Raw genomic sequence first — 25,062 nt, 5'->3', positions numbered from 1 at the left:
GATGGGCCATCAGTCGCTGCGCCGGGATGCCATTGACTTCTCTTCATGCCGAGCCGTCAATGGGCCCCTGCCGGCGCAGCCGAGCCGCGCTGTGCCACTTCACGAAGGGGGCCCGCCCATGTCGAACCGTCGAAGACGGCGTATGGCCGCCGTATTGGGGGCGGTCGCACTCGCCGCCGGGACCGGCGCGCTCGCCGCACCCGCGCACGCGCTGGCCGCGACGCCCGTCGACTTCGCCACGCACTGCGTCCCGCCGGCCATCGCCGGCATCCCGCCCATCGACGGCACCACGAACGCGACCGTCGCCGTCGACAACGCCTCACCCAAGGTGGGCGACAAGGTCACCGTGACGTACACGGTGAACAAGCCCGCCGCCAGCAACCCCGTCGACATCGCCCTGCCCGCCGACATCATGACCCCGACCGGCAAGGTCGTCCTGGCGGGCGCCCAGAGCGGCACCGTGGACGTGACGGGCCCCAAGAAGAACGACCCCGTACCCGGCAAGGGTGCCTTCCCCGCGTTCTCCATGAGCGGCAGCTTCACCGCCACCAAGGCCGGCGCGATCACCCTGTCGCCCGGCGACTACAACATCCACACCAGCTACATCATGGAGCTGGACACCCCCTGTACGGTGACCAACCCGCCCGCGCCCGTCTCCGGGACGGTCGACGTCACGGACGGCGGCGGACAGGTCAACGAGCGGGCCATCACGGCCGACCCCGCGTCGGGCAACGCGGGCGAGCGCACCACGGTGACCGGGTCCAAATTCACCCCGAACGCCGACGTCACCGTCGCGGGCTGGAACGGCACCGCCACCACCGCCGACAAGATCACCTTCAAGTCGGACGCCAATGGCGCGTTCACCGCACGGCCGAAGATCACCGACCCGGCGACCACCGGGATCGTGGCGTACGAAGGCGCGTCCTGGGACCCGGCCGCCGGGGCCGGCCCGGTGGCGTACACGGTGACCGGCACGCCGCCGCCGGCCGGCCCGAGCCAGAAGCTCACCACGGCCGTGAACGCGGGCACGCTCTCGATGTCCCAGGCCGGTGACAGCGTCGGTCTCGGCGCGGTCGACTTCGGCAGGGGCGGCGCCTCCACCGGCGCCCTGAACACGGTGACGGTCCAGGACTTCCGCGGCGGCCCCGCAGGCTGGTCCCTGACCGGCAAGGTCACCGACTTCACCGGTCCCGGCGGCTCCATCGACGCCGGCGGACTCAGCTGGACCCCCGCCTGCGCCACCAAGGCCGGCTCGCCGTCCGTGTGCGTCGCGGGCTCGGCCACAACCGTGGGCGGCGCGGGCGCGACCCTCGCCTCCACCCCGAACGGCGCGCTCACCGGTGGCGAGTTCAGCGTGGACGCGAAGCTCTCGCTGGACGTGCCGGCGTTCACCCCGCCCGGCGCCTACAGCGGCGTACTGACCCTCACCCTCACCTGATGTCCACCCGTGGGCCGGGCGCGCACCCGGCCGGCCCACCCGTCCCCGGGGGTCTCGCACCGTGCGCAAGCCGTTCGCGCTCCCAGCCCTCCTCCTGACCGTTCTGCTCGCTCTGCCAGCTCTGCTCGCCGCGTTCGCCCTGCTGTCCGCGCCCCTGGCCCGCGCCGCCGACAACGGCAACTGGTCGGTGTATCCGGCGAGTTCGGGAGCGTCCGCGCGCCCGTACTTCTACCTCGCCGCCGCCCCCGGAGCCACCCTCCGCGACCAGGTGACCGTCACCAACAAGACGGCGGCGCCCCTGAATCTGCGGCTGTACGGAGCCGACGCGTACAACACCGAGCGCGACGGCGGGTTCGCCGTGCGCGCCGAGCAGGAGAAGCAGAGCGGGGTGGGGGCCTGGGTGAGACCCGAGCGGAGCGCGATCACCGTACCGGCCCGCTCCTCGCTGGCCGTGCCCTTCACCCTCGCCGTGCCCGAGGACGCCGAGCCGGGCGACCACGTGGGCGCCCTTGTCGCGCTCGACGACCGGATCGCGCCGGGCCCCGCCGCCAGTGGCAAGGTCGCCGTCGGTCTGCGGCAGGCCGTGGGCGCCCGGGTCTATCTGCGCGTCGGCGGGCCCACCGTGCCCGCGCTCGCCGTCGAGAACGTCCGGCTCAGCCAGCACCGGCCGCTGGTGCCCGGCGCCGGAGAGAGCCGCACCGACATCACGTACACGCTGCACAACCGGGGCAACGTCACGCTCAGCCCGAAGGTCGCGCTGCGCGCCACGGGTCTGTTCGGGCGGACCCTGCTCAGCCGGGACCCGGCCGCGGTCCCCGCCGAGCTGCTGCCCGGCCAGCGGGTCACGCTCACCGAGACCTGGCGTGGCTCCCCCCAACTCGACTGGGGACACGTCACGTTGACGGCGAGCGCGAAGGACGCGAAGGGTTCCGCCGGCGCGTCGTTCCTGGCCCTGCCCTGGCTCGCTCTGGTCGTCCTCGCGGCCGCAGCCCTCGCCTTCACGGCGCACCGAGTCGTACGCCGCCGCGCCGGGCGACGCCGGCGGGCCATCGGGACGGCGGCGCGGCGCCCGTCGGCGCGGCTCACGTCCGCGGACACATGAGCCCAGTGAGGGCTCACGTCCTGCTCACGTCCGGCGCGGGTGCGGCGCACGTCCGGCTCATGTCCGCAGGTACGAAGCCCCGTTGAGGTCGAGGACCGTCCCCGAGGCCCACTCCGCGGCCGGTGACGCCAGCCACAGCGCGGCCGACGCGATCTCCTGCGGCGTCGCCACCCGGCCGAACGGGCTCTGGGCGCGGATCGCCTCGCCCTCGGCGCCGCTCAGCCGGTGGGCGACCCGCTCTGTCTCGAAGAACCCGGGGGCCACGGAGGCGACGCCGATCCCGTACGGGGCCAGGTGCACGGCCAGGGACTGGCCCAGCGCGTGCACCGCCGCCTTCGTCGCCCCGTAGGCCGGGTGGTCGGGCTCGCCGCGGAACGCGCCGCGCGAGCCGACGTTGATGATCCGGCCACCGGTGCCCTGCTCGATCATGCGGCGCGCCGCGAGGTGGCTGAGATTCGCGGTCGCGAGGAGGTTGACGCAGACGTGGCTCTGCCAGGCAGCCGCCCAGTCCTCGTAGGAGGTGGTGGCCAGGGGGTGCGGGAGATTCACGGCGGCGTTGTTGACGAGCACGTCGATTCCGCCGAGCCCCTCGCTCGCGGTCTCGGCGACGGTGCGGGCGCCCTGCGGGGTGGACAGGTCGCCCCCCGCCAGCACGTGGCCCGTCCCGGCGAGCGAGGCGAGGGTCTGTTCGGCCTCCTCGCGCCGGGCGCCGAAGTGCACGGCCACGGTGTCGCCGTGGTCGGCGAAGGCCTGGGCGAGCGCACGGCCCAGGCCTCGGGAGGCGCCGCTGACGAGCACGCGGCGGCGGGTGGGGGTGACATCATCCATACGGATCATGATGCCGCCCCCCGACATGGACGCCCGGCGCCCCCTGAGTATCCGATCCTGACCCGCACCGGGACCCTCAACCCGTTCGCGCAGTTCCCCGCGCCCCTGGCGGGGTGGGTGCTGGCCCGCTCCGGCACCCTCAGCCTGTCCGGCATTTGAGGACGAGTGCCCTTCAGGCGCGAACGGGGTCTGGGGCGGAGCCCCAGTGACTCCGGCTGCCGACCGTGCGTGGCTGAGCGCGCAGTTCCCCGCGCCCCTGAGCATCCGACGTGGGCCCGCGTGGGCACCCTCAGCCTGTCCGGCGTTCGAGGACGAGCGCCCTTCAGGTGCGATCGGGGTCCGGGGCGGAGCCCGGGGGGCCGGATTGGGAGGGGCTGGGCGGCGACGGGGTCGGGATCGGGGAGAATGGCCGCATGAGCGCTCGCACCCCTGCCGCCGACCCCGCCACCGACCCCACCCACCGGGCCGGCTTCGCCTGCTTCGTCGGCCGCCCCAACGCGGGCAAGTCCACCCTCACGAACGCTCTGGTCGGGCAGAAGGTGGCCATCACCTCCAACCGCCCGCAGACCACCCGGCACACCGTGCGCGGCATCGTGCACCGCCCCGACGCCCAGCTGATCCTCGTGGACACCCCCGGGCTCCACAAGCCGCGCACCCTGCTCGGTGAGCGCCTGAACGACGTGGTCCGCACCACCTGGGCCGAGGTCGACGTGATCGGCTTCTGCCTGCCCGCCGACCAGAAGCTCGGCCCGGGCGACAAATTCATCGCCAAGGAACTCGCCGGGATCAAGAAGACCCCCAAGATCGCGATCGTCACCAAGACCGACCTGGTCGACTCCAAGACACTGGCCGAACAGCTCATCGCCGTGGACCAGCTCTCCACGGAGCTCGGCTTCGAGTGGGCCCAGATCGTGCCGGTCTCCGCCGTGGGCGACGTACAGGTCAACCTCGTCGCCGACCTGCTCATCCCGATGCTCCCCAAGAGCCCCCCGCTCTACCCCGAGGGCGACCTCACCGACGAGCCCGAGCAGGTGATGGTCGCCGAGCTGATCCGCGAGGCCGCGCTCGAAGGCGTACGGGACGAGCTGCCGCACTCCATCGCGGTCGTCGTGGAGGAGATGATCCCGCGCGAGGACCGGCCCGCCGACAGGCCGCTCCTGGACATCCACGCCAACGTCTACATCGAGCGGCCGAGCCAGAAGGGCATCATCATCGGCCCCAAGGGCAAGCGCCTGAAGGAAGTCGGCATGAAGTCCCGCAAGCACATCGAGGCGCTGCTGGGCACGCCGGTCTTCCTCGACCTGCACGTCAAGGTCGCCAAGGACTGGCAGCGCGACCCCAAGCAGCTGCGCAAGCTCGGTTTCTAGCCCCGTCGCGGGGGCGGTTCAGGCGACCTTCGGGGCGCAGCGCATGCCGATGCAGCAGCAGGCCGTGCCGTCCGGCAGGGTGGCGAAGACGACCGGCATCCAGTCCGCGCTGTACGCCCCCGAGCCGGCCCCCGCGAACACCGTGTCCGTCACCGCCACGAGCTCCATCCGCAGCGGCGGCGAGAAGTCCTTCATGCCGCCGGTGAACTCGTACACCAGGTGCGGCCCGCCGTCCTGCTCGAAGACGGTGATGCGGACGCCCTCACGCTCGTAGGTGCCGGTGAGCGGCGCGAAGTCCACCGCGACCGGCTCGGCGGGCGGTCCGAACGGCGCGGGCATCCGCACGCCGGCCAGCTCGTGCAGCAGGTCGGCGAACAGGTCCTCGTACAGCCGGCGCGCGTCGCCGCCGTTGGTCAGGAGCACCACCGCGACGTCCGCGCCCGGCACCACCCGCAGGAAGCCGTACTGGCCGATCGAGGCACCGTCGTGCCCAAAGCCCTGGACGCCGTTCCAGTCGTACAGCGTCCAGCCGAGCCCCCAGCCGTCGGCGTGGACGGTCCACTTGTCGGGGGAGTCGACCTCACGGCTTCGCATCGCGGCGACGCTCGCGGGGCTCAGGAGCCGGGTCCCGTCCGGGGCGGCGCCGCCCGCCAGGTGCATCCGGGCGAGCCGGGCGACGTCACCGGCGGTGGCCAGCACCCGGCCGTAGGGCCCCGCCGAACGCGGCATGAGGTCCCAGGCCGGAGCGGGGACGGGGTCCTCGCCGTACTCGCCGAGATGGCCCATCGCGGCGCGGAACGCCAGCGCCTCCTCGGGCAGCGTCATCGTGTGGGTGAGGCCGAGCGGCGTGAGAAGCAGGTCCTTGAGGGCCTGGTCCCACGTCGTGCCGGTCAAAACCTCCACGATGCGGCCGAGCACGTTGAAGCCGAGGCTGCTGTAGGAGCAGGCGGCGCCGGGCGGGCAGTCGAGGGCGACGCCGCTCGCGGCGTCCACATACCGCTCCAGGCAGTCGTCCCCTCGCCCCGAGTCGAAGGTGAAGTCGCACGTCAGACCGCTCGTGTGGGAGAGCAGCTGCCGGGGCGTGATGGTGCGGGACGCCTCGTCGTCGGCGACGGTGAAGTCGGGCAGCACCTCGCGGACCGGCGCGTCCAGATCGAGCTTTCCCGCGTCGACCAGCCGCATGACGAGGGTCGCGGTGTACGTCTTGGCCAGCGAGCCGAGCTGGAAGACCGAGTCGGTGGTGGCGGCCACGCCGGTGCCGGTGTGCAGCACCCCGCCGGCCAGCTCGTGGATCCTGCCGTGGGCGAGCACGGCGAGGGTGGCGCCGGGGACGTGGTGCTTCCTGCGCAGCTGATCGAGCCTCGCCTGCCAGGCGTCCAGGTGAAAACGCTCGCCGTCCGAGCCCTGGGCCCCCCATGCCCCCTCGGCGCTCCACTGCCCCCGCTCGTCCCAGCTGACGTTCTTCGACATCGGGTTCCCCTCCCGGATCAACGGCGTGCGTACACCGTTCCCTTGTTGCGCACACTGTACGCAGAACGGTGTGCGCAGGGCAAGAGGTGATCTTGCGGGGCGGGACGGGCGGGACGGGACGGGCGGGGTGGGACGGGGTGGGGTGGGGCGGCGCGGCTCGGAACGGCGCGGTGCGAGGCGGTGCGGCCCGGACTGGCGGGCCTCGGGCGCCCAACTGCCGTCAAGAACCTGCGGGTTCGGTGATCAGGGCGACGCTCGCCGGGTGCGGCCGCACAACTGCCGTCAGGAACCCTCGACTTCGACGACCGGAGCGGCCCCCGCCGCCTGCTGCCGCACAACCGCCGTCAGGAACCGGCCGGTTCGGCGATCAGGGCCGTGCCGACCGGGCGAAAGCCCAGGCTCGCGTACATCCGGGCCACGTCGGCGTCGCCCGCCGACAGGAAGACCGTCGCGGCGCCCGCGCCCCGCGCGTCGGCGACCAGCGCCGCCGTCACCGCGCGCCCAAGGCCCCTGCGTCGCGCGGCCGGCAGCGTGCCCACCGCGACGATCTCGCTGACCTGCCCCACCGGATTGTGCATGCCGGAACAGAGCGGCAGCCCGTTCTCGACGGCGGCCGCCACCGCCGTGCGGCCCGCGCGGATCCGCTCGCCGACCTGCTGGGCCAAGCCGTCACCGGCATGAGCCACGATCGCGGCGGTCAACTCGCCGACCCCGGCCCCGCCCACGTCCGTACCGGGCGCGGCGAACGCCAGCCGGGGCACGACGAGCGCGGCGTGCAGCAGCGGATCACCCGCGCCGAGCACCCGGACCAAGGGGTGCGGCTCGGCCGGGGGCGCTTGGGGATCCAGGAGCATCAGCGGGTGCTCGTGCACGCCGAGCCCGGACTCCTCGACCGCCGCGCGCAGCCCCGGATTCACCTCGGCGACCCACTCCAGCGCCTCGGGCACGCCGAGCGCGCGCTGCCGGGCCCGCACCGCGTCCACGTCGGCGGCCGTGACCGGCCCCGGATGCCCAGGCGTCGGCCGCGCGTAGAAGGGCCACCCCGCGCCCTCCCGGACGAAGAGGGTGAGCGGACCGAAGTCCTCCACGCGCGCCGCACTCCTGGGCGCGGCATCGTAGTAGCGCTCAAGGGCGTCGAGCGAGGGGTGGAAGGACTGGGTGGTGGAACGGGTCGTCATGGCGGCATCCAAGCAGGACGCACCGGCCGGCACCCGCCCTTTTCCGCCCGGCGCTACGCCCCTTCCTTCAACACCCGTGTGATCAGCTCACGTTGGGCGTCCGTCAGGTCCGGGTCGGCGCAGTGCACGGTACGGCCGTCCGCCGTGATCACATAGTGGAACCCGTCCGGCACCCCCGCCACCGGCCGGGCACACCCCGCCGTGAACGCCGCCTCCACCAGCGCCCGCCACTCCTCGGCATCGGGCAGCCCGGAGGTGTCCACCTCCGCCCGCCGCTCGATCCCCGCGAACCCGCCTGACCGACACACTTGGATACGCATGCCCTCTGTCTAGCAGCCGACGCGAGCCCCCGTCACCACATCACCCGAGGGTGGCCGACACACGCGCGCCTGCGGGCCCCCACGCGGCCGTCGTAGCGGCACGAGGTGGCCGCAGGGTTCGCGTGTGAGCAGATGCCGTTCGACGGGGGCGCCAAGAAGCTGCTCACGGAGCTCGGGGCGTACCCGGACGCAGGCGGTTACGGCACTGCCGCACAGGGATTCAGCGCCCGCCTACGGTTCGGTCCCCGACCTCGAGTGTGGTCTGGCACGTCGTCCGCCCTATGCTCGAGCACGCGTTCCGGTGGGGCAAGGCCGCGCAGGTGTACCCGTACCCCCAGCAGCACTACCTCAACTCGCTGTCGCAGACCGCGAAACCGCCCAATGGGCCACGCAGCAGGTCGTCACGGCGAGCGAGCAGCACGTCCATCGGTGGCTCGCCCAGTCGACCCGCCCCCGGCTCACGATCGAGGCCACGTGGCCCTCGCGCCCGGGTCCGGTCGGTCGAGTCCTGCTCCAGGCGATGCTGCTGGCAGGCCGTGACCCCGTCGACGTGCGTGCCGCACGGGTGGTCCTCAAGCGGGACGCCACCAGTCCGCACGGATTCGTCGTGCATGCCTCGTTCCCCGTATACCTGTGATCACCTGTTGAGGACGCAGCAACCGTGCCCATGAACCCGCTCGAACACGACCGCCGCTACGGCGAGTTGGACCAGGTGCTGCGCGCGTACGCGGGCCAGCCCGCGGACGACACCGAGGGCGCGCCCGGCGCGGCCCTCACGGCGTACCTCCGCCATGCCTGGCACACCCGGCCATGGGCGCTCGCGGCCGCCGAGCAGCAGCTGCGTGAATACTCGCTCCGCCCTCCGGGGCGGCTGCGCGTGCGCCTGGGCGAGTTCTACGCGATTGCGGACGTCGGTCTGCCGGAGCACGAGATCCAGGACTGGCTGCGTCTCCTCGCGGACCACATCAGGCGCAGCATCGAGGAAGGTGAGGTTCCGGCGCCCTGTGCCCCCCCAGACGCACTGGGAGTGGCACGCCCGCTTCCCGGAGACCGCCCAGTTCCTCGGTGGCTGGTTCTCCCAGGACATGCCGGAGGAGTTCGCGGATCACGACGCGGCAGTCGCCGACTACATCGCCGAGACGGACCCCCAGCTGACGGCCCGCCTCGCCGGCGAGATCCATGAACTGCTCGCTCTGGTCCTCGACGAGTCCGCCTGCGCCCTCGCGGTGGCGGAACTGGGCATGGAGGTCGACCCGCCCGCACCGTACGCGCCCAGCGGCTGGCTGGCGCGCGTCGCGGCCCAGCTGGGCGGGGGTGACCGTACGCGTGGGGTGCGGGAGGGCGCCCAGGGGTGAAGCCCTGGCCGTGGCATATGTCACGTCCTGGGCGATTTGACTTCCGCGTCCCGCATGCTGATACGGGACCGGCGCTCGCGCGGTCCCTCGGCTAGGCTGCGGCATCATGCGTATCGGGCTGCTTCTCCTTAGCTGCCGCGGCGAGGGCCTGTAGTCGTAGGCCGACCCCCTCCCCGCGGGATCTGGTGTTGCGCTCGACAGTCGGCCGTCCCTCCCTCTGCTTCCGAGGAGCCGCACGCCATGTCCCAGCCCGTAGGCCGCCCCACCCCCGTCACCAACGCCACCCAGGCCCAGAAGCCGTCCGGGATGCCGGTCCACAAGTACGCCCCGTACGACGCCGTGGACATCCCCGACCGCACCTGGCCCGACCGCCGCATCACCAAGGCCCCGCGCTGGCTCTCCACCGACCTGCGCGACGGCAACCAGGCGCTGATCGACCCGATGAGCCCGGCCCGCAAGCGCGAGATGTTCGACCTGCTGGTGCGCATGGGCTACAAGGAGATCGAGGTCGGCTTCCCCTCCTCCGGCGAGACCGACTTCACCTTCGTACGCTCCATCATCGAAGAGGGCGCGATCCCCGAGGACGTGACGATCTCCGTCCTGACGCAGGCCCGCGAAGAGCTGATCGAGCGCACCGTGGAGTCCCTGCGCGGAGCCCACCGCGCCACCGTCCATCTGTACAACGCGACCGCCCCCACCTTCCGCCGCGTCGTCTTCCGCGGCACCAAGGAGCAGGTCAAGCACATCGCCGTGGACGGCACACGGCTGGTCATGGAGTACGCCGACAAGATCCTGGGCGACGAGACGATCTTCGGCTACCAGTACTCTCCGGAGATCTTCACCGACACCGAGCTGGACTTCGCCCTGGAGGTCTGCGAGGCGGTGTGCGACGTCTGGCAGCCCGAGGAGGGCCGCGAGATCATCCTCAACCTGCCCGCCACGGTGGAGCGTTCGACCCCCTCCACGCACGCGGACCGCTTCGAGTGGATGAGCCGCAACCTGACGCGCCGCGAGCACGTGTGCCTGTCCGTGCACCCCCACAACGACCGCGGTACGGCCGTGGCCGCCGCCGAACTGGCCATCATGGCCGGCGCCGACCGTATCGAGGGCTGCCTGTTCGGCCAGGGCGAGCGCACCGGCAACGTCGACCTGGTGACCCTGGGCATGAACCTGTTCAGCCAGGGCGTCGACCCGCAGATCGACTTCTCCCAGATCGACGAGATCCGCCGCACCTCCGAGTACTGCAACCAGATGGAGGTCCACCCGCGCCACCCCTACGCGGGTGACCTGGTCTACACCGCCTTCTCCGGCTCCCACCAGGACGCCATCAAGAAGGGCTTCGACGCGATGGAGGCGGACGCGGCCGCCCAGGGCAAGACCATGGACGACATCGAGTGGGCCGTCCCCTACCTGCCCATCGACCCCAAGGACGTCGGCCGCTCCTACGAGGCCGTCATCCGGGTCAACTCCCAGTCCGGCAAGGGCGGTATCGCCTACGTCCTGAAGAACGACCACAAGCTGGACCTGCCGCGCCGGATGCAGATCGAGTTCTCGAAGATCATCCAGCAGAAGACGGACTCCGAGGGCGGCGAGGTCACCCCCGCCGCGATCTGGTCGGTCTTCCAGGACGAGTACCTGCCCAACCCCGAGAACCCCGAGGCCCGTTGGGGCCGCGTGCAGCTGCGCTCGGGCCAGACGACGACGGACACCGACGGCCGCGACACCCTGACGGTGGAGGCGGTCGTGGACGGCGTCGACACGGTCCTGACCGGCACCGGCAACGGTCCGATCTCGGCCTTCTTCGAGGCGCTGGCCGCGATCGGCGTGGACGCGCGGCTGCTGGACTACCAGGAGCACACGATGAGCGAGGGTGCGTCGGCCCAGGCCGCGTCGTACATCGAGTGTGCGATCGACGGGGTCGTGCTGTGGGGGATCGGGATCGACGCGAACACGACGCGGGCGTCGCTGAAGGCGGTCATCTCCGCCGTCAACCGGGCCGCCCGCTGACCTGCCCGGTCAGCCGCTCGGTGCGGGCCGCGGGCAGCTGTTCGCGCAGTTCCCCGCGCCCCTGAGCATCCGATCCTGGCCCACTCGGGTCTCCTCAACCCCGCTCGCGCAGTTCCCCGCGCCCCTGGCGGGGCTGGGGGCCGGCCGGCACCCCCCGCACATACCCGCGCCCCTGGCGGGGTTGGCGCCGGCCCGCACGGGCATGACCCGGGCGCAATTCGGCCAAGGCGGACGGCTTCCCCCGCCGGGGTGCTGACGCCGCCTCGAGGATGTGGCTAACATCACGTCAACGCGGCAACGTTGCCGGAGCGTTACGGAGGTGCGCGGTGCGGCCAGCACGGGGACACAACGGTACAAACCTCAGCACCGGGCCGCTGCCCGGCTTCCGCCCCCGCCTCTGGACCACCCGCACCCTGTGGCACACCGTGGGCGACGGCGAGTTCTTCTGCCCCGACTGCGGAGGCGACCGCAACTACCAGCGCCGCACCGGCCGCAGGCGCCTCACCGTCCTCGGCATCCCCCTGGTCACCCGCGGCGCCGCAGGCCCCGTGGTCGAGTGCGCCGCCTGCCAGGGGCGCTTCGGCACGGACGCCCTGGACCACCCCACCACCACCCGCTTCTCGGCGATGCTGCGCGACGCCGTGCACACCGTCGCCCTGGCCGTCCTCGCGGCGGGCGGCACCTCCTCCCGTACGGTCACCGCCACCGCCGTCGCCACGGTGCGGGCCGCCGGGTTCGAGGACTGCACGGAGGAACAGCTCATCGCCCTCATCGAGGCGCTGGCCGCCGACACCGGCCGCTTCGTGAGCGACCCGGTCGACGAGAGCGACCCCTGCGGCGCGGCCCTCGGCATCGAACTGCACGAGGCGCTGGAACCCCTCGCCCCCCACCTGGCTCCGGCCGGACGCGAGTCGATCCTGCTCCAGGGCGCGCGCATCGCCCTCGCGGACGGCCCCTACAGCCCGGCCGAACGGGAAGTGCTCACCACGGTCGGCGGCGCGCTCTCGCTGTGCGCGGACGACACCGCCCGCCTGCTCGCGGCGGCCCGCACCCCCTCCTGAACCCCGCCGAACAAGCCCCTCGGGGCGCCTCGGGCCTCAGGAGGGCCCGCGTGGCCCGTCAGTCCTTGAGCGTGTACGAGCACGGCTTGGGCGAGGCGCCGTCGTTGTTGTCCGCCACCTTCTTGCCGTCCACCGTGATCGTGCACGGGGCGGCCTTGAGCTTGCCGTCCCCCGCCTCCACCGAACCGGGCACCACCGACACCGGGACGCCGACCTTCAGCTGGGCGTCCTCCAGCTGAACCGTCTCCGTCTTCGTCCACGGCAGCGTCACCTGCTCGAAGTGGTTGGTGTTGCCCACCCACATCACCCGGGACGGGCCCGTGCCGCCCACCTCGAAGACCACCCGGTGCGCGATGCCCTTCACGACGGCGTCGGAGTCCTTGCCGGGGGCGCTCGCGAAGGCACCGGGCGAACCGTTCGCGCCCCTGGCGGGAGCGGCGTCCTTCGTGTCGCTGCCGCACCCCGTCAGGAGCGCGGCCGCCGCGAGCAGACCGAGAGCGAGCATGGCTGTTTTACGCATGTGTGGAGACCCCCGTGGTCGAACCGATCGGTACTGGTGCAGTAGGAGACCGTAGATCATGGCCAGGGGCCCGGGCCCGCGGGGGGCGCCGCCCGGCCTCAGCCCCCGCCCGGGCCCTTCGTGCCGTCGGCCGGTTCGATCAGGGAGTCCTCGGAGGGCCGGGCCTTCGCTGCGCCCCTGGCGGGGTCGGAGGCGGCGGGCAGCGGGGCGAGCTCGCTGCCGTTCCAGCGCAGTGTGGTCGCCACCTGACGGTCGCGTCCGCCGGCCGGCTCGGTGACCACCAGATCCGTGCCCAGCGTCTCCGCGCTCATACCGGCCCGCCCCGCGTACTCGAGGACGGCGTGGGCCTGCTCGCCCACAGCGGTGTACACCCACAAAATGGTGCGGCCCAAGTCGTCGTAGGCCAAGACCAGTTCACGCTCGCCGTCGCCGGTCAGATCGGCGTACGCGGGCGGCCGCAGCCGGCACGAGGACTGCTGCGGGCACTCCTTGAGCCCGCTGCGCACCGCGCGGTCGGTGCCGGGATCGGCGGCCAGCAGCCGCACCCCGTCGACCTTGGTGAGGTCACCGCCCGGCACGTCCACCCCCGGCACGGGCCCGCGCGCGTGGAAACCCTGGCCGGGCTTGGCGGGCGCGGCGGTGACGGTGTGGCCGGGCCACAGCGGGGACGCGGTCACCGAGGCGGAGGGACTGGGCGCGGGCCCGTCGTCACGGACCCCCTCACCCGCCGAACACCCCGCGAGCACCAGCAGCACACCCGCACACCCCGCCGCACGCGCGAGCGCGACGCGGGCACGGCGACCGGCACCGGTCGTGGGCAGCGGCATTCCGGTCCGTCCAGGAAGAGGGGGAGCCTCGGCTCACAGGGGAGTGGACCCTGCTGCCGCAATGGTGCCCCATCGCCCTGTGGGTACCCCACGAACCACCCCGCCCCACACCCCACGAGACCCCCCAAGCGCTTGGCGGACAAGGCAGACGCGGCCACCGTGATCCCTGCCACGTCACCCACCGGGGGCGCCGGTTCCCGGGCGCGTACCGTACGTGGCCGCCCGCGCGGCTCTGCGCGCGCCCCGACGGGACCCGGGCCACGCCCCCCGGCCACACCCCCGCGGGGGTGCAGGACAATGGAGGGCATGAGTCTGTTCCGTGATGACGGCATCGTCCTGCGCACCCAGAAGCTGGGTGAGGCGGACCGGATCATCACGCTGCTCACCCGGGGGCACGGCCGGGTGCGGGCCGTCGCGCGGGGAGTACGGCGCACCAAGTCCAAGTTCGGCGCGCGGCTCGAACCGTTCAGCCACGTCGACGTGCAGTTCTTCGCACGCGGCAGCGAACTCGTGGGACGCGGCCTCCCGCTGTGCACCCAGAGCGAGACCATCGCTCCCTACGGTGGCGGCATCGTCGCCGACTACGCCCGCTACACCGCAGGCACGGCCATGCTGGAGACGGCGGAACGGTTCACCGACAACGAGGGCGAGCCGGCCGTCCAGCAGTACCTGCTCCTCGTCGGCGGCCTGCGCACCCTCGCCCGGGGCGAACACGCTCCCCACCTCATCCTCGACGCCTTCCTGCTGCGCTCCCTCGCCGTCAACGGCTACGCGCCCAGCTTCGAGGACTGCGCCAAGTGCGGCCTGCACGGACCCAACAGGTTCTTCTCCGTGGCGGGCGGCGGCGTGGTGTGCGGTGACTGCCGCGTACCCGGCAGCGTCGTACCCTCTGCGGAGGCCATCGGACTGCTCAGCGCGCTGCTCACGGGGGACTGGGAGACGGCGGACGCGAGTGAGCCGAGGCATGTGCGGGAGGGGAGCGGGCTCGTATCGGCCTATCTGCACTGGCACCTGGAGCGCGGCCTGCGCTCCTTGCGGTATGTAGAGAAGTCCTGAGCGGCCCGAGCGCCTTCAGTCAGCACAGGACACAGCACACACAGCGGACACAGCACACACAGCGGATACAGCACACACAGCAGTCAGAGCATCTAGGGAGAGAGCTCCACATGGCAGTACGCGGAATCCTGGGCGGGCGGTCCCGGCGTGAGTACAAGACCCCCGAGCCGCACCCCTCGGGCGCGGTGCCGCCGAAGATCCCGGCCGAGCTGGTGCCCAACCACGTCGCCTGCGTCATGGACGGCAACGGCCGCTGGGCCAAGGAGCGCGGGCTGCCCCGCACCGAGGGGCACAAGGTCGGCGAGGGCGTCGTCCTCGACGTGCTCAAGGGCTGCCTGGAGATGGGCGTCAAGAACCTGTCCCTGTACGCCTTCTCCACCGAGAACTGGAAGCGCTCGCCCGACGAGGTCCGCTTCCTGATGAACTTCAACCGGGACGTCATCCGGCGCCGGCGGGACGAGATGAACGAACTCGGCATCCGCATCCGCTGGGTGGGGCGCATGCCCAAGATGTGGAAGTCCGTCGTCCAGGAGCTCCAGATCGCCCAGGAGCAGACCGTCGCCAACGACGCGATGACGCTGTACTTCTGCGTCAACTACGGCGGGCGTGCCGAACTCGCCGACGCGGCGCAGGCGATCGCCCGGGATGTCGCGGCGGGCAGGCTCGATCCGTCGAAGGTCAACGAGAAGACCTTCGCGAAGTATCTGTACTACCCGGACATGCCGGACGTCGACCTCTTCCTGCGGCCCAGCGGGGAGCAGCGCACGTCCAACTACCTGATCTGGCAGTCCAGTTACGCGGAGATGGTCTTCCAGGACGTGCTGTGGCCGGACTTCGACCGGCGGGACCTGTGGCGGGCCTGCCTCGAGTACGCCTCCCGTGACCGGCGCTTCGGAGGCGCCATCCCCAACGAGGCGCTGGCCGCCCTGGACAAGTCCGGCGACGCCCGCCCATAACCCGGGCCGGCCCGGGCAGCCCACGGGTCTGGGGCTCCACCCCAGACCCCGTTCGGGCCTGGAGGGCCCTCGTCCTCAAGCTCCCCCAAGGCCTTAAGGGCCACGGGACCCCCACGACGGGCTGACAGCGCTCATGCGGGCCGGTACGGCCCGGCCAGGGGCGCGGGGAACTGCGCGAGAAGCGACCACGGCCCGCGCCCGACCACCAAGCCACCAAGGGGCGCGGGGAACTGCGCGACCAGGCACGCATGGCCCGCAGGCACGGTCCGCAGGGACCAGGGTTTCAGGGGCGCGGGGAACCTGCGGAAGGCCCATTCGTGGCGACCCGGGTCCAGCGTGACCCCGCTAAGCGGCGGCGCACGCCTCACACGTGCCGAAGATCTCCACCGTGTGCGCCACATTCACATACCCGTGCTGCGCCGCGATCGACTCCGCCCACTTCTCGACCGTCGGGCCCCTCGACCTCCACGGCCTTGCCGCACACCCGGCACACCAGATGATGGTGGTGGTCGCCCGAGGAGCACCGCCGGTACACCGACTCCCCGTCACTGGTGCGCAGCACATCCACCTCGCCCGCGTCCGCGAGGGACTGGAGCGTGCGGTAGACGGTGGTCAGGCCCACCGAGTCACCCCGGTGCTTGAGCATGTCGTGCAGTTCCTGCGCGCTGCGGAACTCATCCACCTCGTCCAGCGCCGCCGCCACCGCGGCACGCTGCCGGGTGGACCGGCCTCGTACGGGGGCGGTATTGGACCCGCCGAGCGGCGCTGTCGTCACAGGTGCCTCCAAGCCTTGACCCGTACAAACCTTCCTCGGGCCATTGTGCCAGCTCCCGCTCAGACCGTGACCTCGCCGGCCTGGGGCTTCGCGGGGGCGGGCACGTCAAGACCGCACTCGCCCTCGGCCGTGTGCGCTGCCGCCGCCCGGGCGCGCCGCCTGGCCAGGGGCGTGGCGAGCGCGGTCAGGACGATGAAGATCGCGATGGTGAACAGGACGATGACGGCGCCGGGCGGTACGTCCTCGTAGTACGTGACGACCGTGCCGCCGAGCGTGACCGACACCCCGATGGCGACGGCGATCGCGAACGTCAGGGCGAAACTGCGCGAGAGCTGCTGGGCGGCCGCGACCGGCACCACCATCAGGGCGGAGACCAGGAGCAGGCCCACGACCCGCATCGCGACGGTGACGGTGACCGCCGCCGTGACGGCCGTCAGCAGGTTCAGGGCGCGCACCGGCAGGCCGGTCACCCGGGCGAACTCCTCGTCCTGGCTGACCGCGAACAGCTGGCGGCGCAGGCCGACGGTCACCAGCAGCACGAACGCCCCGAGCAGGCTGATGGCCCACACGTCGGAGGGCGAGACCGTGGAGAGCGAGCCGAAGAGGTAGGAGTTGAGGTTGGCGGTGGAGCCGCCGGGCGCGAGGTTGATGAAGAGCACGCCGCCGGCCATGCCGCCGTAGAAGAGCATCGCGAGCGCGATGTCGCCGCGCGTCCTGCCGTACCAGCGGATCAGTTCCATCGTGACCGCGCCCAGCACGGAGACCAGCGTCGCCATCCACACCGGCGAGGTGGACAGCAAGAAGCCGAGGCCGACGCCGGTCATCGCCACATGGCCGATGCCGTCGCCCATGAGGGCCTGGCGGCGCTGGACCAGGTAGATCCCGACGGCGGGCGCGATGATCCCGACGAGGATCGCGGCGATCAACGCCCGTTGCATGAAGGGGGAGTTCAGGATTTCCATCATGATCAGGTCAGCAGTCCCGTGCGTACCGGCTCGGTGGCCGTGTGCGGATGTACGTGGTCGTGGCCGGGCAGGGCGTGCTGGCCCACGGCCCTGGGCGGCGGCCCGTCGTGCACGACGCATCCGTCGCGCAGGACCACCGCCCGGTCGATCAACGGCTCAAGGGGGCCGAGCTCGTGCAGGACGAGCAGCACCGACGCGCCGGCGGCGACCTGCTCGCGCAGGGTGGCCGCGAGGATTTCCTGGCTCTCGATGTCGACGCCCGCCATGGGCTCGTCCATGATCAGCAATTCCGGTCCGGCCGCCAGCGCCCGGGCGATCAGGACGCGCTGGTGCTGGCCGCCGGAGAGCGCGTCCACGGAGTCCTTGGCCCGGTCGGCCAGGCCCACCGCGGCGATCGCCCGCTCGACGGCCTCACGGTCGGCCCTGCGCAGCAGTCCGAAGCGGGTGCGCGAGAGACGGCCGGTGGAGACGACCTCGCGGATCGTGGCGGGCACGCCGCCCGAGGCCGTGGTGCGCTGCGGTACGTAGCCCACGCGGCCCCAGTCGCGAAAGCGCCGGCGCGGGGTACCGAAGATCTCCACCGAGCCGCCGCTGAGCGGCACCTGCCCGATGATGGTGCGGATCGCGGTGGACTTGCCCGAGCCGTTCGCGCCGAGCAGGGCCACGACCTCGCCGGGCCCAACAGCCAGGTCGATGCCGCGAAGGACGGGGCGTGAGCCGAGCTCGGCGCACACCTGGGTGAGCGATATGACGGGCGCCATGACGGGTGCCTCCGAGGGGGATGGGGTGGTCATTCGGTGCCGAGCGCCGTCTTCAGGGCGGCCAGGTTGGACCGCATCACCGAGAAGTAGTCGGTGCCCTTGGACCGGTCGGTGATGCCTTCGAGGGGGTCGAGCACATCGGTCCTGAGCGAGGCGTCCGCCGCCAGGGTCTTGGCGGTCTTGTCGCTGACCAGGGTCTCGTAGAAGACGGTGGTGACGCCGTCGGCCTTCGCCATCTTCTGGAGCGCCTTGATCCGGGCCGGGCTCGGCTCGGAGTCGGGGTCGAGGCCGGTGATGGCCTCCTCGGTCAGGCCGTAGCGCTCGGCGAGGTAGCCGAAGGCGGCGTGGGTGGTGATGAAGACCCGCGAGGTGAGGGCCGTGTTCTTCAGGGCGGCCGCGTACTCCTTGTCCAGGGCGTCGAGCCTGGCAAGCAGGGCGGTGGTGTTGCTCCGGTAGTCCGCCGCGTGCGCGGGGTCGGCCTTCTCGAGGGCCGCGCCGACGCCCTTGGCGACCTCGGCGTACTTCACCGGGTCCAGCCAGATGTGCGGGTCCTCGCCGGCGCCGGAGTGCTGGTGGCCGTGGTCGCCGGATTCGCCGGCGGGGTGCTCGTCCTCGCCGGGGTGGTCGTCGTGGGCCGCCGCGTGGCCGCCGACCTCGTTGCCGTGCTTCTCCATCGAGGTGAGCGTCGAGGCGTCGACCTTCGTCTTGACGTCGGCCTGTCCCACCGCCGCGTCCACGGCGGGTTGCAGGCCCTTGAGGTAGACGACGGCGTCGGCGTCGTTGAGCGCGGCGATCTGGCGGACGCGCAGCTCCAGGTCGTGCGGCTCCACGCCCGGCTTGGTCAGGCCGGTGACCGCGACATGGGCCCCGCCTATCTGCTCGGTCAGGAACTGCAACGGGTAGAACGACGCCACCACGTCCAGCTTGCCGTCCTTGCGGGTGGCCGCCGCACCGGAACCGCAGGCCGTCAGGGCCGTGAGGCTGAGGAGGGCGGCGCAGGACAGGGCGGCCGCCGGTATGAGGCGTCGTACGTTCATGACATCCATTTTCAACAAAGATGGAAACGGTTGTCAATAATCAGTGCGGGCGGCCCCGGGCGGCGGGCCCCGCGCGGCAACCGATTTGATAGAGGGGGTGCGGCCGCCGCTAATCTGAAGGCTTCGCCGTTCCCCGTTCACGTCGTCGTTAATGAAGAGAGCACCGTGGCCGCCGACAAGATCGACACCATCGTCAACCTGAGCAAGCGCCGTGGCTTCGTCTACCCGTGCAGTGAGATCTACGGTGGTCAGCGTGCCGCCTGGGACTACGGGCCGCTGGGTGTCGAGCTGAAGGAAAACCTGAAGCGCCAGTGGTGGCGCTACATGGTCACCTCGCGCGAGGACGTCGTCGGCATCGACTCGTCGGTGATCCTGGCCTCCGAGGTCTGGGAGGCCTCCGGCCACGTCGCCACCTTCACCGACCCGCTCACCGAGTGCACCTCCTGCCACAAGCGCTTCCGCGCGGACCACCTCGAAGAGGCCTACGAGGAGAAGCACGGCAAGGCCCCCGCGAACGGCCTCGCCGACCTCAACTGCCCCAACTGCGGCAACAAGGGCACCTTCACCGAGCCCAAGAGCTTCTCCGGCCTGCTCTCCACCCACCTCGGCCCCACCCAGGACACCGCCTCGGTCGCCTACCTGCGGCCCGAGACCGCCCAGGGCATCTTCACCAACTTCGGCCAGGTCCAGCAGACTTCCCGCAAGAAGCCGCCGTTCGGCATCGCGCAGATGGGCAAGTCCTTCCGCAACGAGATCACGCCCGGCAACTTCATCTTCCGCACCCGCGAGTTCGAGCAGATGGAGATGGAGTTCTTCGTCAAGCCCGGCGAGGACGAGCAGTGGCAGGAATACTGGATGGAGCAGCGCTGGAACTGGTACACGGGCCTGGGCATGCGTGAAGAGAACATGCGCTGGTACGAGCACCCCGCCGAGAAGCTCTCCCACTACTCCAAGCGCACCGCCGACATCGAGTACCGCTTCAGCTTCGGCGGCAGCGAATGGGGAGAGCTCGAAGGCGTCGCCAACCGCACCGACTACGACCTCACCGCGCACTCCAAGGCCTCCGGCCACGACCTGGTCTACTTCGACCAGGAAGCCGGCGAGCGCTGGACGCCGTACGTCATCGAGCCCGCCGCCGGCGTCGGCCGCGCCATGCTCGCCTTCCTCCTCGACGCCTACAACGAGGACGAGGCCCCCAACGCCAAGGGCGTCATGGAAAAGCGCGCCGTCATGCGCCTCGACCCGCGCCTGGCGCCCGTCAAGGTCGCCGTCCTGCCGCTGTCGCGCAACCCCCAGCTCTCCCCGAAGGCCAAGGGCCTCGCGGCCGACCTGCGCCAGAACTGGAACATCGAGTTCGACGACGCCGGCGCGATCGGGCGGCGCTACCGCCGCCAGGACGAGATCGGTACGCCGTTCTGCGTGACCGTCGACTTCGACACGCTCGACGACAACGCGGTGACGGTGCGGGAGCGGGACACGATGGCCCAGGAACGGGTGTCCCTGGACCAGATCCAGCAGTACCTCGGGAGCCGTCTGCTCGGCTGCTGACCCGAACCGGCCGCCGAGCCGAACCGGCCGCCGAGCCGAACCGGCCGCCGAGCCGAACCGGCCGCCGAGCCGAACCGGCCGCCGAGCCGAACCGGCCGCCGAGCCGAACCGGGCCGGCCGCCGAGCCGAACCGGGCCGGCCGCCGAGCCGAACCGGGCCGGCCGCTGAGCCGGGCCGGTCGCTGAGCCGGGCCGGCCCGGGGCGCGGGACACCGCCGATGCGGTTGCCCGCGCCCCGTTGCGTGTGCGCGCGCCGTCTGTCTGTCCGGTGATCGCGGCCGAGCGCCCCAACCGTGAACGGGTTCCGAGACGAAGCCCCAGGGGCGTCTCCTCCCTCCGTCGCCTCGGAGGGTTTCGCTCCCTCGGGCGGGGTCGTTGCGTCCATCGCTTCGGGGGTTTCCGTACGCCTCCTGGCGGGGTTGTCGCGTCCGCCGCTTCGGCGGGTTCCTTCCCCCCCCCGGGAGGGTTGTTCCCTCCACCGCCTCGGCGGGTTTCCTTCCGCCCCGGGAGGGGTGGTCGTTCCCTGCACCCCTCGGGGGGTTTCTCCCGCCCTCCGGAAGGGTTGTTGCATCTACCGCTTCGGGGGTTTCCGTCCGCCTCCTGGCAGGGTTGGTCCCTGCACCCTCGGAGGGTTTCCTTCCGCGCCCTGGCAGGGTTGGCCCCTGCACCCTCGGAGGGTTTCCTTCCGTCCCCCGGCAGGGTTGGTCCCTGCACCCTCGGAGGTTTCCTCCCGCCCCCGGAAGGGTTGCCGCCTCCACCGCCCCGGAGGGCCCCCGGCAGAGTTGTTCCCTCCCCGCAGGGTTTCTCTCCAGCCCCCGGAGGGTTTAGGGAAGGGGCGGGGAGGGGCCTTCCGGGGTCTGGGGCGGAGCCCCAGGGCCGTCCGCTTTCGGGTGCCGGCCGGTGGATGGCTGGGCGCGCAGTTCCCCGCGCCCCTGGCGGGGTTGGTGCGGACCCGAATGACGGCTTCGCGCCCCTGGCCGGGGTTGGGGCCGGACCGGGTGTCGGCTTCGCCCCTGGCGGGGTTGGCGTGGGCCCGAATGACGGCTTCGCGCCCCTGGCGGCCCGGGCCGGCCCGGGGTCAGGGGCGGGGGCGTAGGGCGATGTACGCGCATATCGCTGCCATCGGCAACTCCGCCACCAGGGCGAGCCCCAGCGCCACACCGAACTCCGCCCCCGCCGCGGCCGTCATGACGTCGAACCACGCGTCCACCACCAGCACCGCCCCCGCCGCCGCGGCCGCCTGCGCCGCCCGAGGATCCCCCCGCCGCACCAGCACCCCCGTACCCGTCAGCCCCACCGCGAGCAGCGCGTCAAGCCCCACCCACGCCGTCGACCAGTGCGAAACCTCCGTGCTCGCCGGCAACGTCTTGGCCAGCACCACCATCCACGGCACCAGCGCGATGCCCGCCCCTGTCAAAACCGTTGCCATCCGCGGCAGGCGCCGCGAACCCAGGGCGCCCGCGACGGTACGGACCGGCCTGCTCGTACGCGGCCCCGGGACAACAAGAGTCATGGCTGCCGGCTCCTTCCGCCCCGGCGGACCCTCCGCCCGAGCACACCCACCACACTTCCGCGCCCCGCCGCCCAGGTCAGTAACGCCGCTGTCCGAACCCGGGGTGGTGCTGGCTATACCCCCGCCCTGGCAGCAGCATGATGGAACGCCCCTGACCAGCCCAACTACGCTGTGGACATGGCAACTCCCGGCCCGCTGCGGCGCGCGTACCAGTGGACCGCCGCCCACGCGCCGTGGTCGCCGTGGGCCTGGCGCAACACCGCCCTGGTGGCCGCCGCCGTCCCCGTCGCCGTCCCCGTGGCGCTCGCCCTCGCCTACACCTTCAGCAACCCCGGGCACCTTTTCAAAACCCTCGGCTTCGTCCTCCTCATCTCCCCGCTGCTCACCCCCCTCCAACGCGGCCGCTTCTGGTCACTGACCGGCCTCGACATCCCCAAGGTCCCCTGGATTCAACCCTGGTACCGGCCAGGCGGCCTGCTGACCCGGCTGCGCGCCGAGTCCACCTGGCGCCAATACGGCTACCACCTGTGCGTGTCCCCGCTCGCCGCGCTCGGCGGCGCCCTCGTCGTGCTCAGCTGGGCCACCGGCGCCGCCTTCGCCCTCGTCTACTCCTGGGCCTGGGCACTGCCCGTCGACCAGCGGCCCGTCGGCTGGAGCGACCGATACCTCGCCTTCACCGTCATCGGTGTCCTGCTGCTCCTGGCCACCCCCGCCCTCGCCGCTCTCGTCGCCCGCCTCGACTCCCACGCCGCAAGCGCCCTGCTCGGACCCAGCCGCGCCAAAGAACTCGCCCGCCGCGTCGAGGACCTGGCCGAAAGCCGCGCCGACATCCTGGACGCCGCCGACCTGGAACGCCGCCGCATCGAACGCGACCTCCACGACGGCGCCCAACAACGCCTGGTCTCCCTCGCCATGAACCTCGGCATCGCCCGCGCCACCCTCACCGACCTGCCACCCGAAGCCCGCGCCGTCATCGACGAAGCCCACCGCGAGGCCAAGGAAGCCATCGAAGAACTCAGCAACCTCGTCCGCGGCCTGCACCCCGCCGTCCTGGAGGACCGAGGCCTCGACGCCGCCATCTCCGGCATCGCCGCCCGCGCCCCCTTCCCCGTCGACCTCACCGTGGAACTCGCCGAACGGCCCACACCCACCGTCGAGGCCGTCGCCTACTTCGTCGTCTCCGAAACCCTCGCCAACGTCGCCAAACACGCCCGGGCCACCCGCTGTTCGGTCCACGTCCGCCGCCGCGCCCAACTCCTGACGATCACCGTCGGGGACAACGGCGTGGGCGGCGCCGACCCGGCCGGCGGCACCGGACTACAGGGCCTGCGCAAACGCGTAGGGTCGGTCGACGGAACCATCCAGATCAACAGCCCCCGCGGGGGCCCTACCGTCATCACCGTGGAGCTGCCGTGCGGGCTGTGATCGCCGAAGATTCGGTACTGCTGAGGATAGGCCTCGTCAAAGTCCTCGAAATGGCCGGATTCGAGGTCGCCGCCGAAGCCGGCGACGCCGAGACCCTGCTGCGGGCCGTCGAACAACACCGCCCCGACCTCGCCCTCGTCGACGTCCGGATGCCACCCGGCTTCACCGACGAAGGCGTACGCGCCGCCCTGATGATCCGTCAGCAGACTCCGGACACCGCCGTGTTGCTGCTCTCGCAATACGTCGAGGAACGGTACGCCGCCGACCTGCTCGCCACCCAGAGCGGAGGCATCGGCTACCTCCTCAAACAACGCGTCGCCGACGTCGAGGAATTCATCGACGCCCTCAGACGCGTCGCCGCCGGCGGCACCGCCCTCGACCCCCAGGTCGTCGCCCAGCTCCTGCTGCGCCGAGGCGGCGGACCCGACCCCCTGGAACGCCTCACCCCCCGCGAACGCGAAGTCCTCGCCCTCATGGCCGAAGGCCGCTCGAACGCCGGCATCGCCACCGAACTCGTCGTCAGCGAAAGCGCCGTGGCCAAACACATCAACAACATCTTCGCCAAACTCGACCTGCCCGTCGCCGACGGCGACCACCGCCGCGTCCTGGCCGTCCTGCGCTTCCTCGACGGCGGCCCCGCATGACGGCCACCACCCACCAACCACACGCGACACCCCCCGCGCCCGAAACCGGCGAACCACGCCCCCGCCACCGCCTCGCCTGGACCGTCGTCGCCATCATCGGCGCCCTGTTCATCGTCGTCCCCCTCACCCTCACCCTCCTGGCCGACACCTTCAGCCGGGACGTCGGCTACACCAGCCCCGACAACGGCCGCCCCCACCCCGTGCGGACCATCGACGTGGACGCCGGCGCCGCCCAGCTCACCGTCACCACCGGCCCCCCAGGACGCGTCACCCTCACCGGCGACCTGCGCTACCTCCTCAAACGGCCCCGCATCGAACGGACCTGGGACGGCGACACCCTCAAAGTGGGCGCCCGGTGCGAGGGCTTCGTCGACCAGTACGTACAGGACTGCGCGATCGACCTCCACCTGACCGTGCCCCAAGACGTCGCGCTCACCGTGCGCGGCGGATCGGGCGACATCAAAGTGCGCGACCTGACCGGACGCGTCGACCTCGCCGGCGGCTCCGGCGCCATGAAACTGCGCGCCCTCAAGGGCACCGTCCACGCCACCGTCGACTCCGGCGAGATCCAAGCCACCCAACTCACCTCACCCGACGTCGACTTGAGCGCCGGATCGGGAACCCTGCACGCCGACTTCACCACCCCGCCCCAACGCGTCGTCGCCTCCACCGGCTCTGGCGCCGTCACCCTCACCGTCCCCGCCGCCACCCGCTACCAGGTCCGAGGTGACTCCGGATCAGGCTCCCGCACCATCGCGCACGACCTGCTCGACGCCACCTCACCCCACGTCCTGGACATCTCCAGCGGCTCGGGATCCGTCACCATCGGATACCCCACCGACTGGTGAGCCCCCTCCGCCCGCGTCCGCGTCAGCACCGCGACGCTCCTTCCCACAGCCCGGGCATCGGC

The 25,062-nt window shown here is 71.9% G+C and carries 22 protein-coding genes and 2 pseudogenes; 13 read left to right on the top strand and 11 right to left on the bottom strand.

The genetic code is table 11. The features are described from left to right. Window positions 1-118 precede the first annotated feature (118 nt). Window positions 119-1,438 (top strand): beta-xylosidase, encoded by a 1,320-nt coding sequence (locus tag ABR738_RS13315; protein ID WP_350230187.1) that lies wholly within the window; start codon window positions 119-121, stop codon window positions 1,436-1,438. 61 nt (window positions 1,439-1,499) lie between these two features. Beyond that, on the top strand, window positions 1,500-2,540 hold the full coding sequence (locus ABR738_RS13310) for a WxL protein peptidoglycan domain-containing protein (protein WP_350230186.1): 1,041 nt from the start codon (window positions 1,500-1,502) through the stop codon (window positions 2,538-2,540). A gap of 57 nt (window positions 2,541-2,597) precedes the next feature. Here the strand turns inward: ABR738_RS13310 and ABR738_RS13305 are convergent, their stop codons facing one another. After that, window positions 2,598-3,368, bottom strand: coding sequence for an SDR family NAD(P)-dependent oxidoreductase (locus ABR738_RS13305; protein WP_350230185.1), 771 nt, complete (start codon window positions 3,366-3,368; stop codon window positions 2,598-2,600). A gap of 413 nt (window positions 3,369-3,781) precedes the next feature. On the opposite strand from ABR738_RS13305, the gene era reads away from it, so the two are divergent. Next, window positions 3,782-4,735, top strand: coding sequence for a GTPase Era (gene era / locus ABR738_RS13300; protein ID WP_350230184.1), 954 nt, complete (start codon window positions 3,782-3,784; stop codon window positions 4,733-4,735). A gap of 18 nt (window positions 4,736-4,753) precedes the next feature. Here the strand turns inward: era and ABR738_RS13295 are convergent, their stop codons facing one another. From ABR738_RS13295 to ABR738_RS13285, 3 genes are all read right to left on the bottom strand, one after another. Beyond that, entirely contained in the window at window positions 4,754-6,205 is a 1,452-nt protein-coding gene (locus tag ABR738_RS13295; protein ID WP_350230183.1) for a serine hydrolase domain-containing protein, read from the bottom strand. A 344-nt stretch (window positions 6,206-6,549) separates the two neighbouring features. Beyond that, entirely contained in the window at window positions 6,550-7,383 is an 834-nt protein-coding gene (locus tag ABR738_RS13290; protein WP_350230182.1) for a GNAT family N-acetyltransferase, read from the bottom strand. A gap of 53 nt (window positions 7,384-7,436) precedes the next feature. Continuing rightward, window positions 7,437-7,703, bottom strand: a complete 267-nt coding sequence (locus ABR738_RS13285; protein ID WP_350230181.1) for a protealysin inhibitor emfourin — start codon at window positions 7,701-7,703, stop codon at window positions 7,437-7,439. A 301-nt stretch (window positions 7,704-8,004) separates the two neighbouring features. Between ABR738_RS13285 and ABR738_RS13280 the strand changes: the two genes are divergently transcribed. The 4 genes and pseudogenes from ABR738_RS13280 (at window position 8,005) to ABR738_RS13265 (ending at window position 12,126) form a co-directional block, all read left to right on the top strand. Next, window positions 8,005-8,340 carry an RNase A-like domain-containing protein gene (locus ABR738_RS13280; RefSeq protein WP_502964081.1) on the top strand — a complete coding sequence of 112 codons (336 nt, stop codon included), beginning with the start codon at window positions 8,005-8,007 and terminating at the stop codon, window positions 8,338-8,340. A 24-nt stretch (window positions 8,341-8,364) separates the two neighbouring features. Continuing rightward, window positions 8,365-9,058 (top strand): annotated as a pseudogene (locus ABR738_RS13275) (contact-dependent growth inhibition system immunity protein). Between the two features lie 240 nt (window positions 9,059-9,298). Further along, window positions 9,299-11,065: a 2-isopropylmalate synthase gene (gene leuA / locus ABR738_RS13270; RefSeq protein WP_350230180.1), complete on the top strand. Its 1,767-nt coding sequence runs from the start codon at window positions 9,299-9,301 to the stop codon at window positions 11,063-11,065. A 326-nt stretch (window positions 11,066-11,391) separates the two neighbouring features. Beyond that, on the top strand, window positions 11,392-12,126 hold the full coding sequence (locus ABR738_RS13265) for a TerB family tellurite resistance protein (RefSeq protein WP_502964080.1): 735 nt from the start codon (window positions 11,392-11,394) through the stop codon (window positions 12,124-12,126). 58 nt (window positions 12,127-12,184) lie between these two features. Here ABR738_RS13265 and ABR738_RS13260 read toward each other — a convergent pair whose 3' ends face one another. Both ABR738_RS13260 and ABR738_RS13255 read right to left on the bottom strand, forming a co-directional pair. After that, the gene (locus ABR738_RS13260; protein WP_350230179.1) at window positions 12,185-12,646 is read right to left on the bottom strand and encodes a hypothetical protein; all 462 of its coding nucleotides are present in this window, start codon (window positions 12,644-12,646) and stop codon (window positions 12,185-12,187) included. 98 nt (window positions 12,647-12,744) lie between these two features. Next, window positions 12,745-13,473: a hypothetical protein gene (locus ABR738_RS13255; RefSeq protein ID WP_350230178.1), complete on the bottom strand. Its 729-nt coding sequence runs from the start codon at window positions 13,471-13,473 to the stop codon at window positions 12,745-12,747. A 306-nt stretch (window positions 13,474-13,779) separates the two neighbouring features. Between ABR738_RS13255 and recO the strand changes: the two genes are divergently transcribed. Continuing rightward, window positions 13,780-14,529, top strand: coding sequence for a DNA repair protein RecO (gene recO, locus ABR738_RS13250; RefSeq protein ID WP_350230177.1), 750 nt, complete (start codon window positions 13,780-13,782; stop codon window positions 14,527-14,529). Window positions 14,530-14,639: 110 nt separating this feature from the next. Then, window positions 14,640-15,485, top strand: coding sequence for an isoprenyl transferase (locus ABR738_RS13245; RefSeq protein ID WP_350230176.1), 846 nt, complete (start codon window positions 14,640-14,642; stop codon window positions 15,483-15,485). Window positions 15,486-15,830: 345 nt separating this feature from the next. On the opposite strand, the pseudogene ABR738_RS13240 reads toward ABR738_RS13245, so the two are convergent. The 4 genes and pseudogenes from ABR738_RS13240 to ABR738_RS13225 form a co-directional block, all read right to left on the bottom strand. Further along, window positions 15,831-16,260: pseudogene (locus tag ABR738_RS13240) on the bottom strand (Fur family transcriptional regulator). A gap of 59 nt (window positions 16,261-16,319) precedes the next feature. After that, the gene (locus ABR738_RS13235; protein ID WP_350234553.1) at window positions 16,320-17,222 is read right to left on the bottom strand and encodes a metal ABC transporter permease; all 903 of its coding nucleotides are present in this window, start codon (window positions 17,220-17,222) and stop codon (window positions 16,320-16,322) included. A 5-nt stretch (window positions 17,223-17,227) separates the two neighbouring features. After that, on the bottom strand, window positions 17,228-17,986 hold the full coding sequence (locus ABR738_RS13230) for a metal ABC transporter ATP-binding protein (protein ID WP_350230175.1): 759 nt from the start codon (window positions 17,984-17,986) through the stop codon (window positions 17,228-17,230). Between the two features lie 29 nt (window positions 17,987-18,015). Beyond that, entirely contained in the window at window positions 18,016-19,023 is a 1,008-nt protein-coding gene (locus ABR738_RS13225) for a metal ABC transporter substrate-binding protein (protein ID WP_350230174.1), read from the bottom strand. A gap of 165 nt (window positions 19,024-19,188) precedes the next feature. On the opposite strand from ABR738_RS13225, the gene ABR738_RS13220 reads away from it, so the two are divergent. Continuing rightward, complete coding sequence (locus ABR738_RS13220; protein ID WP_350230173.1) at window positions 19,189-20,571, top strand: glycine--tRNA ligase; 1,383 nt, start codon at window positions 19,189-19,191, stop codon at window positions 20,569-20,571. 1,077 nt (window positions 20,572-21,648) lie between these two features. Here ABR738_RS13220 and ABR738_RS13215 read toward each other — a convergent pair. Further along, the gene (locus ABR738_RS13215; RefSeq protein WP_350230172.1) at window positions 21,649-22,083 is read right to left on the bottom strand and encodes a hypothetical protein; all 435 of its coding nucleotides are present in this window, start codon (window positions 22,081-22,083) and stop codon (window positions 21,649-21,651) included. Between the two features lie 177 nt (window positions 22,084-22,260). Here ABR738_RS13215 and ABR738_RS13210 point away from each other — a divergent pair, with 177 nt between their 5' ends. Genes ABR738_RS13210 through ABR738_RS13200 form a run of 3 tightly spaced genes read left to right on the top strand, consistent with a single transcriptional unit; the run spans window position 22,261 to window position 25,000 of the window. Further along, on the top strand, window positions 22,261-23,508 hold the full coding sequence (locus ABR738_RS13210; protein ID WP_350230171.1) for a sensor histidine kinase: 1,248 nt from the start codon (window positions 22,261-22,263) through the stop codon (window positions 23,506-23,508). Further along, the gene (locus ABR738_RS13205; protein WP_350230170.1) at window positions 23,496-24,152 is read left to right on the top strand and encodes a response regulator transcription factor; all 657 of its coding nucleotides are present in this window, start codon (window positions 23,496-23,498) and stop codon (window positions 24,150-24,152) included. The genes ABR738_RS13210 and ABR738_RS13205 overlap by 13 nt, the downstream gene beginning before the upstream one ends. Further along, window positions 24,149-25,000, top strand: coding sequence for a DUF4097 family beta strand repeat-containing protein (locus ABR738_RS13200; protein ID WP_350230169.1), 852 nt, complete (start codon window positions 24,149-24,151; stop codon window positions 24,998-25,000). The genes ABR738_RS13205 and ABR738_RS13200 overlap by 4 nt, the downstream gene beginning before the upstream one ends. Window positions 25,001-25,062 lie beyond the last annotated feature (62 nt).

Origin of the sequence: Streptomyces sp. Edi4 (assembly GCF_040253615.1) — a bacterium.
In the GTDB taxonomy this organism is placed as follows: Bacteria; Actinomycetota; Actinomycetes; order Streptomycetales; family Streptomycetaceae; genus Streptomyces.
Note: the sequence above shows the minus strand (reverse complement) of the source record. Positions and strands in the feature narration are given on the sequence as shown.